General features: G+C 70.1%; 15 protein-coding genes. 5 read left to right on the top strand and 10 right to left on the bottom strand.

Features of this window, described 5'->3' with window-relative positions; translation table 11 throughout:
- Positions 1 to 66 precede the first annotated feature (66 nt).
- Positions 67 to 810 carry a DUF6597 domain-containing transcriptional factor gene (locus AC3EO4_RS48730; protein WP_379572164.1) on the bottom strand — a complete coding sequence of 248 codons (744 nt, stop codon included), beginning with the start codon at positions 808 to 810 and terminating at the stop codon, positions 67 to 69.
- A 64-nt stretch (positions 811 to 874) separates the two neighbouring features.
- Here AC3EO4_RS48730 and AC3EO4_RS48735 point away from each other — a divergent pair, with 64 nt between their 5' ends.
- Both AC3EO4_RS48735 and AC3EO4_RS48740 read left to right on the top strand, forming a co-directional pair.
- Positions 875 to 1,456 (top strand): TIGR03086 family metal-binding protein, encoded by a 582-nt coding sequence (locus AC3EO4_RS48735; protein ID WP_379572166.1) that lies wholly within the window; start codon positions 875 to 877, stop codon positions 1,454 to 1,456.
- A gap of 105 nt (positions 1,457 to 1,561) precedes the next feature.
- Positions 1,562 to 3,265 carry an AMP-binding protein gene (locus AC3EO4_RS48740; protein WP_379572168.1) on the top strand — a complete coding sequence of 568 codons (1,704 nt, stop codon included), beginning with the start codon at positions 1,562 to 1,564 and terminating at the stop codon, positions 3,263 to 3,265.
- Positions 3,266 to 3,351: 86 nt separating this feature from the next.
- Here AC3EO4_RS48740 and AC3EO4_RS48745 read toward each other — a convergent pair whose 3' ends face one another.
- The 5 genes from AC3EO4_RS48745 to AC3EO4_RS48765 all read right to left on the bottom strand — a co-directional run bounded on the left by AC3EO4_RS48745 (position 3,352) and on the right by AC3EO4_RS48765 (position 7,743).
- Positions 3,352 to 3,762, bottom strand: coding sequence for a DoxX family protein (locus AC3EO4_RS48745; protein ID WP_431902858.1), 411 nt, complete (start codon positions 3,760 to 3,762; stop codon positions 3,352 to 3,354).
- Positions 3,763 to 3,905: 143 nt separating this feature from the next.
- Complete coding sequence (locus AC3EO4_RS48750; RefSeq protein WP_431902860.1) at positions 3,906 to 5,519, bottom strand: beta-N-acetylhexosaminidase; 1,614 nt, start codon at positions 5,517 to 5,519, stop codon at positions 3,906 to 3,908.
- A 13-nt stretch (positions 5,520 to 5,532) separates the two neighbouring features.
- Positions 5,533 to 6,342: an N-acetylmuramoyl-L-alanine amidase gene (locus tag AC3EO4_RS48755; RefSeq protein ID WP_431902862.1), complete on the bottom strand. Its 810-nt coding sequence runs from the start codon at positions 6,340 to 6,342 to the stop codon at positions 5,533 to 5,535.
- Positions 6,343 to 6,370: 28 nt separating this feature from the next.
- Positions 6,371 to 6,619 (bottom strand): hypothetical protein, encoded by a 249-nt coding sequence (locus AC3EO4_RS48760; protein WP_379648357.1) that lies wholly within the window; start codon positions 6,617 to 6,619, stop codon positions 6,371 to 6,373.
- Positions 6,620 to 6,702: 83 nt separating this feature from the next.
- Positions 6,703 to 7,743: a LacI family DNA-binding transcriptional regulator gene (locus AC3EO4_RS48765; protein WP_379572178.1), complete on the bottom strand. Its 1,041-nt coding sequence runs from the start codon at positions 7,741 to 7,743 to the stop codon at positions 6,703 to 6,705.
- Positions 7,744 to 7,853: 110 nt separating this feature from the next.
- On the opposite strand from AC3EO4_RS48765, the gene AC3EO4_RS48770 reads away from it, so the two are divergent.
- The gene (locus AC3EO4_RS48770; RefSeq protein ID WP_379572180.1) at positions 7,854 to 8,507 is read left to right on the top strand and encodes a TetR/AcrR family transcriptional regulator; all 654 of its coding nucleotides are present in this window, start codon (positions 7,854 to 7,856) and stop codon (positions 8,505 to 8,507) included.
- A 236-nt stretch (positions 8,508 to 8,743) separates the two neighbouring features.
- On the opposite strand, the gene bldC is transcribed toward AC3EO4_RS48770, so the two are convergent.
- A complete protein-coding gene (gene bldC / locus AC3EO4_RS48775) occupies positions 8,744 to 8,947 on the bottom strand; it encodes a developmental transcriptional regulator BldC (RefSeq protein WP_013133571.1) in 204 nt (67 codons plus the stop codon).
- Between the two features lie 322 nt (positions 8,948 to 9,269).
- On the bottom strand, positions 9,270 to 10,133 hold the full coding sequence (locus tag AC3EO4_RS48780) for a DUF8083 family protein (protein ID WP_379572182.1): 864 nt from the start codon (positions 10,131 to 10,133) through the stop codon (positions 9,270 to 9,272).
- A gap of 171 nt (positions 10,134 to 10,304) precedes the next feature.
- On the opposite strand from AC3EO4_RS48780, the gene AC3EO4_RS48785 reads away from it, so the two are divergent.
- A complete protein-coding gene (locus AC3EO4_RS48785; RefSeq protein WP_379572184.1) occupies positions 10,305 to 11,384 on the top strand; it encodes a Leu/Phe/Val dehydrogenase in 1,080 nt (359 codons plus the stop codon).
- 149 nt (positions 11,385 to 11,533) lie between these two features.
- The gene (locus AC3EO4_RS48790; RefSeq protein ID WP_379572186.1) at positions 11,534 to 11,758 is read left to right on the top strand and encodes a DUF3073 domain-containing protein; all 225 of its coding nucleotides are present in this window, start codon (positions 11,534 to 11,536) and stop codon (positions 11,756 to 11,758) included.
- A gap of 132 nt (positions 11,759 to 11,890) precedes the next feature.
- Here AC3EO4_RS48790 and purM read toward each other — a convergent pair whose 3' ends face one another.
- Both purM and purF read right to left on the bottom strand, forming a co-directional pair.
- The gene (gene purM, locus AC3EO4_RS48795) at positions 11,891 to 12,919 is read right to left on the bottom strand and encodes a phosphoribosylformylglycinamidine cyclo-ligase (RefSeq protein ID WP_431902868.1); all 1,029 of its coding nucleotides are present in this window, start codon (positions 12,917 to 12,919) and stop codon (positions 11,891 to 11,893) included.
- A complete protein-coding gene (gene purF, locus AC3EO4_RS48800) occupies positions 12,916 to 14,355 on the bottom strand; it encodes an amidophosphoribosyltransferase (protein ID WP_379572190.1) in 1,440 nt (479 codons plus the stop codon). Before purF ends, purM begins: the two co-directional genes overlap by 4 nt.
- Positions 14,356 to 15,980: the final 1,625 nt, after the last annotated feature.

A 15,980-nucleotide genomic window follows, 5' to 3' on the forward strand; every position in this document is an offset into this window, starting at 1 on the left:
CCCTAGCGCGCGCATGCGTGGCTTGCCGCGATTGCGCCCCCAGCTGAACCGGGTCGAGGGGTTCGGTCAATAGCGCTGGGCGTACCAGGTCGGCGACTCGCCGAACATCTCCTTGAAGTCTCTGACGAAGTGCGCCTGGTCGGCGTACCCGAGCTCGGCCGCCAGCCCGGGCCAGTCGATCGGCACGCCCCGCGCCAGCCGCTCGGTGACCTCGTGCAGCCGGTAGCGGCGGATCACCCATTTCGGGCCCACGCCGACGTACTCCGCGAACAGCCGCTGCAGCTCCCTGACGCTCGTGCCGGCATGCCGTGCCAGGTCGTCGACCCTGGTGATCTCGGGGTGAGCGATGACCGTCGCGACGACGTCCGCGGCACGCTCGGCTCTGGCGTCGCGCTCGGGCAGCCGCGATCGCAGGAAGTCCTCGACCGTCGCGACCTCGACGGGGTCAGGCAGCGCGCCGGGGAACACCTGGCTCGCCTCGATCGACCGGTTCGTGATCGTCGAGGCGGAGGCGCCCAGGAACGGTCTGAACCCCCCGGGCCGGAACGCCACGCCGAACACGCCACCCGTCCCCGCCAGCACTTTGACCTGATGCCCGCTGTGGACACCCTGCACCGTGGCGCCGCCGTCGCGGAAGGTCAGGTGCACGTTCGGGTACGGCACGACGAGCTGGCGGTACGGCTCGTCGTACTCCCATGAGACCACCCAGTACCGGTCGACGAACGGCGCCAGGTCAGGCGAAGGGCTCGGGAAGGCGTGGTGCTGGAACCTCGCCCACGCCCCGGCGAGTTCACGGGTGTCTCGGGGCACGCGGCCGAGCTTACGTCGCGTTTGTTCAAGACGACCATGCGGGAGATGTGCTTTCTTGGGCGTCATGTCTGGCGAAGAACTGATGGCCCGCGCGGCCGCACCCTTGATGGAGATCGTCCGCGGCATCGAGCCCGACCAACTGGACGCCCGTACCCCCTGCGCCGAGTACGACGTGCGGAAGCTGGTCAACCACCTGCTGTTCTGGGGCCCCTCGCTCGAAGGGGCAGGGCGCGGAGAGATCGTGCCGCCGCCGGCCGGAGCGGAGACGGACGTGGACCTCACGGCGGGCGACTGGACGGCCGCCCTCGAGGCGAACGTCGAGCGCGTCGTCGCCGCCTGGAGCCGGGCCGCCGCGTGGGAGGGCACGACGCACATGGGAGGGCCGACCGAGCTCCCGGCGTCACTTGTCGGCGGAATGATCATGGGTGAGCTGATCGTCCACGGGTGGGACCTGGCACGCGCGACAGGCCAGAGCCTGACGTGGGACGACGACCTCATGGACTACGTGCACGACGAGGTCGGGAAGAACGCCGAACAAGGCAGGGCCATGGGTGTCTACGGCCCCGCGGTCGCGGTCGACGACGCCGCGCCCGTCCTGGACCGCGTCCTCGGCCTGACCGGCCGCGACCCCGCCTGGACCCGCTGAAGCCGCGGTCCGCGCCGGAGGTAGGTGGCGATCTCCCCCTTTCGGGGGTGCCGGGCCTGATACTGCTGTCGTAGCTTGTGGCAACCGTCGAGAGGAGTTGCCGCCATGGGCGCGACCAGCAACACCGAGATCTATCTCCAGGCGCGTGACCTGCTGCTCGACCTGGGCGGGCGCCATGCAGAGGCGGTCGAGCAGTTCGCGTGGCCGCAGCTCCAGGCCCCCTTCAACTGGGCCGTGGACTGGTTCGACGCGATCGCCCGCGGCAACGACAGGACGGCGCTGTGGGTGGTGGAGGAGGACGGCTCCGAGGCCCGCTACACCTTCGACGAGATGGCGCGGCGATCGGACCAGGTCGCGGCGTTCCTCGCGGCGCAGGGCGTCTCCCGGGGGGACCGGGTGATGCTCATGCTCAACAACCAGGTCGAACTGTGGGAGTCGATGCTGGCGGTCATGAAGCTCGGCGCGGTGATCCTGCCGGCCACCACCGCCCTCGGCCCCGCGGACCTGCCGGACCGCATCGACAGGGGCGGCGCCCGGTACGTGATCGCCAACGCGGCGGACACCGCCAAGTTCGACGACGTGCCGGGGGAGTACACGACGATCTGCGTGGGGGACGCCCCGCCGGGCTGGGCCGCCTATCGCGACGCGTACGCCGTTTCCGCGCCCCCCGCGGCGCACCCCGGCACCGCGCCGGAGGATCCGCTGCTGCTGTACTTCACCTCGGGCACCACGAGCAGGCCCAAGCTGGTCGAGCACACCCAGGTCTCCTACCCGGTGGGGCACCTGACGACGGCCTACTGGATCGGCCTGCGGCCCGGTGACGTGCACCTCAACATCAGCTCGCCAGGCTGGGCGAAGCACGCGTGGAGTTGCTTCTTCGCGCCCTGGATCGCCCAGGCCACGATCTTCGTCCACAACTACGGCAGGTTCGATCCCGCCGCGCTGCTGGCCCAGATCCGCAGGGCGGAGGTGACGACCTTCTGCGCGCCGCCCACGGTGTGGCGGATGCTGATCAAGGCTGACCTGTCCGGCGGCCCGGGCCGGCTGCGCGAGGTGGTCTCGGCGGGCGAGCCGCTGAACCCCGAGGTGATCGAGCAGGTCCAGCACCACTGGGGGCTGACGCTGCGCGACGGCTTCGGCCAGACCGAGACCACGCTGTCGGTCGGCAACGTGCCGGGCATGCCGGTCAAGCCAGGCTCGATGGGCCTGCCAGCACCGGGCGTGCCGGTGGTGCTGGTCGACCCCATCACGGGCGAGCAGGCCGAGGAGGGCGAGATCTGCATCGACCTGAGCCGCAGGCCGGTCTCGCTCATGACCGGATACCAGGGGGACGAGCGACGCCACGCGGAGGCGATGGCCGACGGCTACTACCACACCGGCGACGTGGCCACCCGTGACGCCGACGGCTACATCTTCTACGTCGGCCGCACCGACGACGTGTTCAAGGCCTCGGACTACAAGATCTCGCCCTTCGAGCTGGAGAGCGTGCTCATCGAGCATCCCGCGGTGGCCGAGGCGGCCGTCGTGCCCTCGCCCGACGACCTGCGGCTGGCGGTGCCGAAGGCGTACGTCGCGCTGGCGGCCGGCTGGGAGCCGGACAGGGAGACCGCGCTGGCGATCCTGCGGCACGCCCGCGACAAGCTCCCCCCGTACCAGCGGGTGCGGCGGCTGGAGTTCTTCGAGCTGCCCAAGACGGTGTCGGGCAAGATCCGCAGGGTGGAGCTCCGCGGACGGGAGGAGGAAGCCGCCTCGGCGAAGTCCTCGCTCCCGGAGTGGCGTGATGACCAGTTCCCCGAGCTGCGCTCCTGAGGCCTGAGAAGGTGTCCGGGTCGCGGGCGGCCACGTGCACGGCGCATCGGCACGTCGGTGTGGGGGGCTCCCGCGGCATGCGGCGGTCAGCGGCGGGTCAGGGCGGCCCACAGGCGCGCCGTGCCGCTCCTGCGGCCCCAGGCGATCACCAGGGACAGGACGAGCATCGTGACCGGCAGTGCCACGCCGCTTCCGACGACGATGAGCTGGGTCAGCGACGCGCCCACCATCAGCCCGGACAACGCCAGCGCGGCGGGCCCGGCCAGCCTTGGAACGAGCAGGCCCACGACGCCCACGACCTCGAGCCCGCCCACCAGATAGCGGAACCAGTCGCCGATGCCGATGGCGTCGAAGGTGCCGGCGGACGGTTCCGCGCCCGTGAACTTCCCCATGGCCGCCAGGAGGAATCCGGCCGCCATGACGACCTGGAGGACCCACAGACTGACGTTGGCGATACGGCTTCCCGCGCTCCGCTCCGTGCGAGTAGATGCTGTCATGGTCATCGACGCTAGGTCGTCCACCCTGTCGCAGGAATGGAGGTATCTCCCGAGCGAGGGTGTACCCAGCCCCACCGCCCTCGTCAGCGGGCGGCGGCCGGCCCGGGAGATCGACGGCACTGGCACCAGGCGGGCGCGGGGCCTCAGATGCTGGGCCTGGTCGACGTGGCCGACAGGGTCATCTCGTCGAGGTGCTCCATCGCCGCCGCCACCTGCACCCGGCTGGGCCGGTGCGGGCGCCTCCGCTGCCAGGGCAGCGGTCCCGCCTGCGGACGGTACTCGACCCCGAGCGCGTCCAACCTGCCCAGGTGCCGCTCCAGCCGGTCCATGAAGTCGGACCCGGCCTCCCCGCCCCAGGCCACCTCGGCCAGCGCGCAGGCCCGCGGCCACGCCCGGTAGTCCAGCGTCCGGGCGTCGGAGATGCGCTCGCTCCACAGCTGCCCCTGCAACCCGACCACCCGCTCCCGCTCGCCGGGCTCCCATGAGGCAGGCGCGGGCTCGAACGAGGCGACGTCCGTCACCGTGATCGTGTCCCCGATGGCCATCGGCTCGTCGGCCGAAGCCGCCTCGGCGTAGTCGAAGTACAGCGGGAAGACGGGGGTCGCGACCACCTCGTGCCCCGCGGCGGCGGCCCTGCGTCCGACCCCCATACCCCGCCACGGCATGACCAGCGTGTCCTGCCTCAGCGCGCCGCTGACGAACGCCTCGTCCCACACGACGGCCCGCGCGCCGCGCTCGGCCAGCACGTCGGCCAGCCGCCGCAGGAACCAGGCGTGCAGCTCGCCCACGTCGGCCAGCCCGAGCGACTCCCGGTAGGCGCTGATCTCGGCGGAGGCCTCCCAGTCGTCGAGCACGCACTCGTCACCGCCGATGTGCACGTACGGCGTCGCCCCCAGGGCCCCGAGGAGCTCATCGAAGATCGTGGTGAGGAAGTCGACGGTCGGCGGCAGCGGCGACAGGATGGCGGGGGAGATGCCCCACCTGTCGAGCACCTCGAACCGCTCGCCCGTCGCCCCCAGCTCGGGGTAGGCGGCCAGGATGGCGCTCGCGTGGCCCGGCACGTCGATCTCGGGGACGACGACGACCTCGCGGGCCCTGGCGTACTGCGCGATCTCGGCCAGGTCGTCGAGGGTGTAGTAGCCGCCGTGCGGGATCCCGTCGTAGGCGGGCTCCTCGCGGTGGTAGTTGGTGGCGGTCCGCGTCCGGTGGGAGGCGACCTCCTGCAGACGCGGGTAGGCCCTGCTCTCCACCCGCCAGCCCTGGTCGTCCACGAGGTGCAGGTGGAGCCGGTTCAGCTTGTGGACGGCCATCAGGTCGATCACGCGCAGGACCTCGCGCTTGGGCAGGAAGTGCCGCGCCACGTCCACGTGCAGCCCGCGCCACGTGTGGGCGGGGGCGTCCTCGACGCGGACGCCGGGCACGACCCACGACTCAGCCGGTACGGCGCTGCGGTAGGTCGCGTCGGGAAGCAGCTGGTGCAGCGACTGCGCGGCGTAGAACGCGCCCGCCCTGCCGCCCGCGGTGATCTCGACGCCGCGCGAGCCGACGACCAGGCGGTAGGCCTCCTCGCCGAGCGACGGGTCCACCCTGACGTCGATCGCGCCGGTGTCGCCAGGGCGCAGGTCGAGGATCGGCAGCGCCCGCCGTACCGCGTCGGCCAGGTCGGCGGGGCCCGAGACGGTGGCCCCTACGGAGAGCTCATACGAACCGGACAGCGTGGACAGAACATTCGGGCGGGGCAGCAGCAGCGTGTTCATGCCGCAAATGATGTCACTTCAGGTAATTTTGCAAACCGTCCGCCAGACCCTGCGCGATCCGCTGCCGGAAGGCGGGATTCTGGAACTTGGCGGCCTCGGCGGCGTTGCGCATGTTGCCGCACTCGATGAAGATCTTCGGTACCGTCGACAGGTTCAGCCCGCCCAGGTCACTGCGGAAGCTGAGCGCCTTCGCCCCGATGTAGGTGGAGTACGGCAGGCCCGTCTCCTTCTTGAAGGCGTCACGCACCTTGAGGCCCAGCTCGCGGGAGTCGCCGACGACCGGGTCGACCGGGCCGTTGATCTTCTTCGGCATGATGACGTGGAAGCCGTGATTGGCGGGCGCGGAGCCGTCGCCGTGGACGGAGATGGCCGCGTCGGCCCTGGTCTTGTTGCCGATGGCGGCCCGCTCGGTGATGCAGGGGCCGACGCCGGCGTTGTCCTTGCGGGTCAGCTTCACAGTGGCGCCACGCGACTTGAGGATCTTGACGAGGCGCTGGGAGACGTCCCAGGTGAAGGCGGCCTCGCTGTAGCCGTCGTTGGTCGAGGTGCCGGTGGTGTCGCAGGCCTTCCACTGGGTCAGGACGTTGACCTGGCGGTTGATGGCCTTCGGGTTCCTGGCGTTGCCCCCGTTGTGGCCGGGGTCGACCACGATGGTCTTGCCCTCGAGCGGCTTCTCCCGCACCTGCGCCGCGGCGCCCGGAGAGCCCGCGACCGGTGGCTGGGCGGTCACGGGCGCGGCGACCCTCTCGCTGTTGGCGGTGCCGCCGCACGCGGCGGCGGCGAGGCCGCAGAGGGCGAGAGTGGAGGCAGCTAGAAAACGCATACGCTCCAAAATACGTGACGGGCAGGACTCACCAGACGTGTTCGCCGACTTCCTGGCGCTGCAGCAGCGCCGCCAGCTCTCTCGCGTCCTCGGCGTCGAGCCCCAGCACCACGCGCGGGCGGCCCCACGGATGGTCGAGGGAGTGGGCCACATAACTGGCCACCGACTCGGCCCCGACGTCCGTTCCCCGTCCCCGTCCCGCGCGCCAGTGCGCCCAGGCGCGCTCGAGCTCGGCCGCCGCGCGCTGGGCGCATGACACCAGTTCTGGATCACGCATGACTGTCCCCCGGGTCAGATACAGCAGTGACCCGTCAGAGTTAACAACCGCGGCGGGAGGGCGCCCCGGTGTTTGACCAACGCTTAGGCGGGGCCTGTGCTCCGCCGTACGATCAGCTCGGGGGTGACCTGGCGCAGCCGGGCGACCTTGCCGGGGTCCTGGATCCGGTCGCTCAGCAGCGCCGCCGCCGAACGGCCCATGGTTCGCCTGGGCTGGTCGACGGAGGTGAGGGAGATGTGGTGGACGGCCGACAGGTGGGTGTTGTCGTAGCCGACCACCGAGAGGTCTTCCGGCACCCGCAGCCCGAGCTCGCTGGCCGCCGACAGCACGCCGAGCGCGACGACGTCGTTGGCCGCGAAGATCGCGGTGGGCCTGGGGTCGCGGGTCAGCAGCGCGCGTGCGGTGCGCCTGCCGCCCTCCTCGGTGCTGTCGCCGTGCTCGACCATGATGTACGGCGCGAGCGCGTGCCGCCTCATCGCGACCAGGTAGCCCTCGCAGCGTGAGGAGCGCGTGCCCTCGATGTGCGCGATGCGCTTGTGGCCGAGGTCGACCAGGTGGTCGATGGCCAGGCGGGCGCCGAGCTGGTCGTCGTCGACCACGATGTCGACGTTGTCGAGCTCGATGTCACGTTCCCCTACGACGACCGTGGGGGTGTAGGAGGTCGCCTCGATGAGGGTCTCGCTGGTCGGAGCGATGCCGAGCAGCACCAGCCCGTCCACTCTCAGCTCCAGGAACGCTTCGACGGCCTCGTCCTCGAAAGCCGGGTCCCATTGGCTGTTGCCGATCAGCATCCTGAGGCCGTCGCCGTGCAGGCTCTCCTGCAGGCCGTCCAGGAACTCGGCGTAGAACGGGTTGTGCAGGTCGGCCACGAGCGCGCCGACCAGGTGGGTGCGGCCCTCGACGAGACTGCGGGCCACGGCGTTGGGGCGGTAACCGAGCTCGCGCGCGGCCTGGAGCACGGCTTGCCGGCGATGCTCGCTGACGTGCGGGGATCCGCGAAGCACGAGCGAGACCAGCGATTTGGAGACGCCGGCGCGTTCGGCGACGTTGCGGATGGTGGGTCTCGGGCGAGGCAGGGTGTCTACTACCTCGACGACGGACGTGTTGACTGGCGGTCCTGACATGTGTCTCCCCCGCGATGCGTTGGATGGGCACCTGTCTCACCAAACGATCGAGGACGCGGCAGGGTACGGGCCCGAGCGTTATTAGGCATGGGCTCCGATAGTGTGCAGGTGTGACTTCCGGGAATTCCGCAGGCAGCGGCACCCGCCCTGCGCGGCGCAGGCTGAGCGTGGATCGGCGCCGTGAGGAGCTCATGGCGGCCGCCCTGGAGTTGTTCAGCGAGCGTGATGCCGAGGACGTCTCGATCGACGACGTCGCCTCGGCCGCGGGGGCGTCGCGCGCCCTCGTCTACCACTACTTCGGCGGCAAGCAGGAGCTGTACGTGGCCGCGCTCAGGAGCGCGGCCGAGCAGCTGGAGTCGAGGCTGCGCCCCCAGGGTGGCGGCCGTCCGCTGGAGGACCTGGCGCTGGGGCTGCGGCGCTACTTCGACTTCGTCGAGGAACACGCGGCGGGTTTCGCCGCGCTGCTGCGCGGCGGCCCCGCCAACCGGGCCGGCGAGGTCGGCGAGATCGTCGACGGGGTACGGCGGCGGCTGTTCCTGATGATCCAGAAGCAGATGCGCGTCGACGAGCCGAGCCCTGTGCTGCGCACGACCCTGCGGTCGTGGATCGCCTCGGTCGAGACCGCGGGTCTCGACTGGCTGGAGCATCGCGACATCGAGCGTCCGACGCTCGAGAAGATGCTCGTCGACCACATGGTGGCGCTGCTCGGCGTGGCGGCGACCTACGACCAGGGCGTCGAGCGGCTGCTTCGCGACCTGGCGTGACTCATGGCGAGGTCTGGCCCACCGTGGCTGACAGGCCGGGGGGACCGTACCGAACAGTGGACCTCGCGCACGCTCACCGCCGGTGACAGGGGAGGAAGGATGGCGCCGGGCGGGCGGCGCCAACTCCCGTATGCGTCCCCCGACGCGCGGGGAGACTCGACGTCGTCACGCGGGTGGACCGGGCCGTAGAACCTGGCCCACCGTGAACCCCCCTAAGGATCGTGACGACCCCGGACTTACTCCGAGCGCTGCTGCGGAATGCCCGCGAGCAGAGCACGAACCTCGGTCTCCCGGTAACGCCGGTGTCCCCCCAGGGTGCGAATCGACGTCAACTTACCCGCCTTGGCCCACCGCGTGACGGTCTTGGGGTCGACCCTGAACATGGTCGCGACCTCGGCGGGCGTGAGCAGTGGCTCGGCCTCGGGTGTACGAGCTGACATTTGTGCGGCCTCTCCTCCGTGTGGACCGGCTCAGCGATCCTGCGACTGCTTCTGCGCGTGTCACGGATGTCCCCCTATGGCCCAGCGCGTGCGGCTTTTCTGGGCCATATGCGGCATCACCCGAAGTGACCATACCGCCACGCAGAGCGATTGGCGAGCCCTTCTTTGACCCACTTGCCCGCCCACGTGGCGATGTCACGCTCGGTGATTCTAGCGACACGTTTCGTGGTATCGCAGTGAAAACGGCAAACTACTCAGTTCGCAGAAGCCAGCAGCCGCGACGCGTGACCTACTCATGCAGGTCAGACCGTTGTTTTGGGGTTCAGTTGGCAGATTCCAGAAGTTGCATTGACTTCCACCGCAAGATCACGCGTTGGTACATGGCGAAGGCAAGTTCTTCTTGACCTGTGTCCAGACCGGTGAGTGCGGCCGACAGCTCGGCCACGGACTGGTCGGCCTGCAGCGCCTCGTCGTCCATCAGGTGGACGAGGCCCCCGTAGTCGAGCTCGACCAGCGAGTGGGGGTGGAACTCCTCCAGCCACCTGGCGATGTCCTCCACCTCTATACCGGTGGCCACTTCGCCCACATGCCTGCGGATGACCTGCAGCGCCTTGGCCGAACGCCGCCTGGCCTGCGCCATGGAGGTGACGTAGATGAGGTTGCGCCCCGTGGTCGTCGTGGTGTCCTGGCCGTTGGCCGGCTTGCCCAGCACCAGCCACCGCTCGTTGCCGTCGAACGGCACGAACCACGCGGGAGGGACGTTCCACGTCGTCGTCCTGATGTGGGTGCGCAGCGCCGACGAGCCGCCCTGCCGCTTGTACTTGTCGAAGTCGTCGGCGGTCTGCTCGGCGATCGTCTGCGGCACGAAGCTGTCCATCAGTTTCACAGGAGTGCTCCCACGAAAGTCTGAGAACGCCAGCCACGAGCGCAACCGGGTCTGCCAGGGACAGACATAGAGACGATCCTCGACACGCCGCAGATAGGCGTTGGGGCTCTCCTGGGGCGGAGCCGGGTGGGGAGGCTTCGCGAGCAGCCGCCGGATGGACTCGCCGTGCTCGGCGTCGAGCGCGGTGGCCCTGCGCGGACGGTCGCGTGACTCCGCGTATTCGGCCCAGGCGGCGCGATCCTGCTCGGGGAACGCGGTCAGCGGCTCGTAGACACGAAGGTAAGCGGCATAGGGCAGCACGGTGGCATCGTGTCACGAAGACAACCCGCTTGCACCGTTGTGGTCCACACTGAACGCTGCGACCTGGCCACTCGCGCCGGTGCATGGGGCGACGGCATGCCGTGCCGCCCTCTACCCTGAGAGGTGATCTCCGCCGCGAAGGGGCGGCGGACCGGACAGGGAGTCACTACCGTGACCGACGTCTTCGGGCTGTCCCACAAGGACACGCATGAGCAGGTCGTCTTCTGCGCAGACGAGCAGAGCGGGCTGCGCGCCATCATCGCCATCTACAACACCGCGCTCGGCCCAGCACTCGGGGGCACCAGGTTCTATCCCTACGAGAGCGAGCAGGCCGCGCTGGCCGACGTGCTCAACCTCTCCAAGGGCATGGCCTACAAGAACGCGCTCGCCGGGCTCGACCTCGGCGGCGGCAAGGCCGTCATCATCGGCGACCCCGCCACGCTGAAGTCCGAGGCGCTGCTACGCGCCTACGGACGTTTCGTCCAGTCGCTGAACGGCCGCTACTACACCGCGTGCGACGTGGGCACCTTCAGCGAGGACATGGACCTCGTCGCCCGCGAGAGCCGCTTCGTCACCGGTCGCACGGTCGCCCACGGCGGCGCGGGCGACTCCTCCATCCTCACCGCGTACGGCGTCTTCCAGGGCATGCGCGCCTCCTCCTCCTTCCTGTGGGATACGGCTTCGCTGCGCGGCAAGCGGGTCGGGGTCGAAGGCGTCGGCAAGGTGGGCCACCGCCTCGTCGACCACCTCGTCGACGACGGCGCAGAGGTCGTCGTCTGCGACGTCAACGCCTCGGCCGTCGAGCGGGTACGGCAGCGCCACCCCTCGGTCGAGGTCGTGGCGTCGGCGGCCGAGATGACCGCGGCCGACATCGACGTCTACGCGCCCTGTGCGCTCGGCGGTGCGCTCGACGACGCCGTGGTCGCCCGGCTCCGTGCGAAGATCGTCTGCGGAGGCGCGAACAACCAGCTCGCCCACGCGGGAGTGGAGAAGCAACTCGCCGACCGCGGGATCCTCTACGCCCCCGACTACGTGGTCAACTCCGGCGGCGTCATCCAGGTCGCCGACGAGATCGAGGGCTTCAACATGGAGCGCGCGAGGGCCAAGGCGAGCCAGATCTTCGACACCACGCTCAAGATTTTCGGCATCGCGTCCGAGGAGGGCGTGCCACCGGCGGTGGCAGCGGATAGGCTGGCTGAGCGCAGAATGTCGGAAGTCGGGCGAATTAGGGCCATCTGGCTGGGCGGCTGACGCCCCACGTCCATACGACGTACCGAGCTGAGCGCAAAACAGGTACGGTAATAGGCGAACGAGAGACTGACGCCCAAAGTCATGGCGTCAGTGTGTGGTGCGTTAGCGACGAGGGGTCGGGGACGACCCCACACGAGGGGGTCGAGCCAATGGGGCGCGGCCGAGCAAAGGCCAAGCAGGTCAAGGTTGCTCGCCAGCTGAAGTACAACAGCGGTGGCACGGATCTTGAGCGTCTTCGCGATGAGCTCGGAGTCTCTGACTCCAACCACGATGACGACGCCGACGACCTCAACGACGAGCTGGCGGATCGCTATGCCGATTACGCCGATGACTACGGCGACGATGACGACGACCGGCCCTCCGGGCGTCGATAGCTGATCTGTTGTCGCGGTGAGCCCCGCGGGTGACCCACCCGTGGGGCACTTCCGCGTTTCCGCACTTTTCCCGAAGGCACACACGGCGGCGGTCCCTCCGAAGCCAGGCTTCGGAAGGACCGCGCCCGCGAGCTAGCGGTAGCGCGCCTGGCCTGTGCCGCCCGCCACGACCTCGCCCAGCACCCACGACTCGAGCCCTCGCGCCGCGAGCAGCTCGATCGCAGGGTCGGCCACCTCGGCGGGGACGATCGCCGCCATGCCGACACCCAGGTTGAACGTGCGGTCCATCGCCTGCCGCTCGATCCCGCCGTGCCCGGCGAGCACGCCGAAAACGGCGGGAACCGTCCACGACGAGCGGTCGAGCAGCGCGTCGAGGTGCGGGGGAAGCGACCTCGACAGGTTGCCCTCGATGCCGCCGCCGGTGATGTGCGCGTAGGCGTGCACCTCGAGCGTGCGGGCCAGCTCCAGGCAGTCGAGCGAGTAGATCCTCGTCGGCTCCAGCAACTCCTCGCCCAGCGGCCGGCCGAACTCGGGCACCTCGGTGTCGAGGGACAGCCCCGCCTGCTTGATGACGTGCCGTACCAGCGAATAGCCGTTGGAGTGGACGCCCGACGAGGCCAGGCCGAGCACCACGTCGCCCTCACGCACCCGGTCGGGGCCGAGCATCGCGTCGGCCTCGACGACGCCCGTGCCGGCGCCCGCCAGGTCGTACTCGTCGGCGCCCATCGCGCCCGGATGCTCGGCGGTCTCGCCGCCGACCAGGGCCGCGCCCGCCAGCCTGCAGCCCTCGGCCACGCCGCCGACGATCTCGGCGATCCGCTCGGGCACGACCTTGCCGCAGGCGATGTAGTCGGTCATGAACAGCGGCTCGGCGCCGCACACCACCAGGTCGTCGAGCACCATGCCGACCAGGTCGACGCCGATCGTGTCGTGCTTGCCGTACTGCTGGGCGAGCATGACCTTGGTGCCGACGCCGTCGGTCGAGGTCGCCAGCAGCGGCCGCTTGTAGCGCAGCAGCGCCGAGGCGTCGAACAGCCCGGCGAACCCGCTGGCGTCGTCGACCACCTCCGGCCGGCGCGAGCGGGCGACCTTGTCCTTCATCAGCTCGACGGCGCGCTCGCCCGCCTCGATGTCGACGCCTGCGGCCTCGTAGGTGCTCACTTGGGCGAACTCTCCAGTACGTACTTGCCGACGTTGTCCTGGTCGATCGGGATGGGGTACGAGCCGTCGAAGCACGCCCTGCACAGGCGCCCGGCGGGGATCGTGGTCGCCTTGGTCAGGCCCTCGAGCGAGATGTAGCCGAGCGAGTCGGCGCCGAGCGACTGGCGGATCTCCTCCACGCTGAGCGAGCCCGCGATGAGCTCGGCACGCGTGGCGAAGTCGATGCCGTAGAAGCAGGGCCAGGCGACCGGCGGCGAGGAGATGCGCACGTGCACCTCGCGCGCGCCCGCCTCACGCAGCATGCGGACGATCTGCCGCTGCGTGTTGCCGCGCACGATCGAGTCGTCCACGACGACCAGGCGCTTGCCCGCGACGACTTCCTTGAGCGGGTTGAGCTTCAGGCGGATGCCCAGCTGGCGGATGGTCTGCGACGGCTGGATGAACGTCCTGCCGACGTAGGAGTTCTTCACCAGGCCCTGGCCGTACGGGATGCCGCTCTCCTCGGCGTAGCCGACGGCGGCGGGCGTGCCCGACTCGGGGGTCGGGATGACCAGGTCCGCCTCGACCGGATGCTCGCGGGCCAGGATCCTGCCCACCTCCACCCTCGTCGTCTGGACGCCGCGGCCCGCGATCGTGGTGTCGGGGCGGGCGAGGTAGACGTACTCGAACAGGCAGCCCTTCGGGTCGGCCAGGGCGAACCTGCGCGAGCGCACGCCGCCCTCGTCGATCGTCAGCAGCTCGCCGGGCTCGACCTCGCGCACGAACGTCGCGCCCACGATGTCGAGGGCGGCGGTCTCCGAGGCCACGACCCAGCCGCGCTCCAGGCGGCCGAGCACCAGCGGGCGGATGCCCTGCGGGTCACGGGCGGCGTAGAGCGTCTTCTCGTCCATGAACACCAGCGAGTAGGCGCCCTTGACCTGCGGGAGCAGCTCGGCCGCGGCGTCCTCGATGGAGCGGGTGCGGTCCTGGGCCAGCAGGTTGGTGAGCACCTCGGTGTCGGTGGTCGCCCTGGTCACGCCTGGGGCCAGGCGCTCGGCCAGCTCGGGGGTGTTGATCAGGTTGCCGTTGTGGGCGAGGGCCAGACCACCCACCTCGGTCGAGCTCAGCGTGGGCTGCGCGTTCTCCCACACGCTCGAACCGGTCGTGGAGTAGCGGCAGTGGCCGATCGCGAGATGCCCGCGGAGCGTGCCGAGCACCGACTCGTCGAAGACCTGGGCCACCAGGCCCATGTCCTTGTAGATGAGGATGCGGCTGCCTTCGCTGACCGCGATGCCCGCGGACTCTTGCCCGCGGTGCTGCAACGCGTACAGCCCGTAGTAGGTGAGTTTGGAGACTTCTTCGCCTGGCGCCCAGACTCCGAAGACGCCACAGGCGTCCTTCGGTGCGCGGTCACGGGGGTCCAGGTCATGGCCCAGCAGGCCGTCGCCCTTCAGCACGTGGTTCAGTTTAGGTCGGCTGCGACGCTGCTCGCACACCAGGGGCCCTGATCACATCAGTTGACGTGTTCGTCCCGTATTGGAACGTTCTCCGATGATCTCTCTGCTGTGACCGCACCAACCCCATCTCGTCCGCCGCGTCCCCCCATTGGCGGGTCCTGGATTCCACCGCGTTCTCGGGTCTGTCGCGTTCCCGGGTCTGCCGCGTCCTCGGGTCTGTCGCGTCCCGGGGTTCGCCGCGTCCTGGGCTCCATCGCGTCCGGGGGTTCGCCGCGTCCTGGGCTCCATCGCCTCCCGGGGGGCCGTCGCGTCCTCGGGCCCGTCGCGTCCTCGGGTTCGGAGGCGCACGGGTCCGTCGCGTCCTTGGGTCCGCGAGGCGCTCGGGTCTGTCGCGTTCTCGGGTCCGCGAGGCGCCTGGGGTCGCCGGGTCCGTCTGGACCGCGGGGTGCGCGGGTCTGCGGAGCCCCGGGCCGTCGGGGTCCCGGCTCCGCAGGGTGTTCGGGTTCGTGAGGTCCAGGCAGAGGTCCGGGCATCAGAACTCGGGTTCACGGGGTGTTCAGGTCCGTGAGGTGCCCGGGCAGCAGGATTCGGGTTCACGGGGTGTTCGGGTTCGTGAGGTGCGGGCAGCAGGACTCGGGTCGGCTGGGTGCCCGGGTCGGGTGGGTCCTGTGGGTTCTGTGGGTCGGGTCCTCGGGTCGGCTGGTTCGGCTGGATCGGCTGGTCCCCCGGAGGTGCGGCCGGGTTTCGCCGTAAGTGAAACGGTTGTTCGCTCCTGGCACGCAAGAGCCGGGGGCAAGGCTCGCTTCGGCCGTTGCACATCCGCCCTGGGCGCTTGGCGCACTGTGACCCAAGGATCGCCACTCTTTTGCCGTGTCGCACCGTTTCGACGGGGTGTTCCGGGGGAGTGTGGAGTTCCGGCATGCCGACACGTCGGGGGAGACGTAGACCGTGACCACACCTGGAGACCCCAACCACCCTCGGCCGGGCCAGAGCCCGCGAGGCGGCGAGCCCACGGGCGATCCGACCGAGCCCAGCGCCGAGCGCAAGCCATCCGAGCCGGAGGCGGCTCCATGGCCTGACGAGGCGTCCACGACGCCGCACGGGGAGCCGATCGCGCCAGAGCCGCCCGCTTCCTCGGGGGAGGAGCCCACCAGGTGGGGCGGGCCGTACGAGCGTGAGTCCGACGTGCCCGTCTGGCCGACACCTGAGACGCCGAAGCCCTCCACACAGGGTTCGGAGGAGTCGAGCGGGGCGCACTCCACATGGTCCGAGGCAGAGGCGTCCCCGTCATGGTCGTCCGAGGAGTCGGAGTGGCCTTCCACGGCGTCGTCCGCGGAGTCCGCATGGGGCACGAGTGGCCCGGGCGAGCCGTACGGCACGCCGAGGCCTGCCGAGCAGTCCGCGTGGTCGGGTGGAGGGCCGGGAGACCAGTCGGAGTGGCCCGACCTGACCGAGCCCTCGTCGCCGGAACGGTCCCGGTCGTCGGGCAGCTACGAGCCGTCGGAATGGTCCGAGTCGTCGGCCCGATACGAGTGGTCGGAACGGTCCGAGCCGCCGGGGCAGCCTACGTCACCAGGTGGATACGAGTCGCCGGGGCGGCCTGCGTCGTCGGGTGGATACGAGTC

This window comes from Nonomuraea sp. bgisy101 (assembly GCF_057708945.1).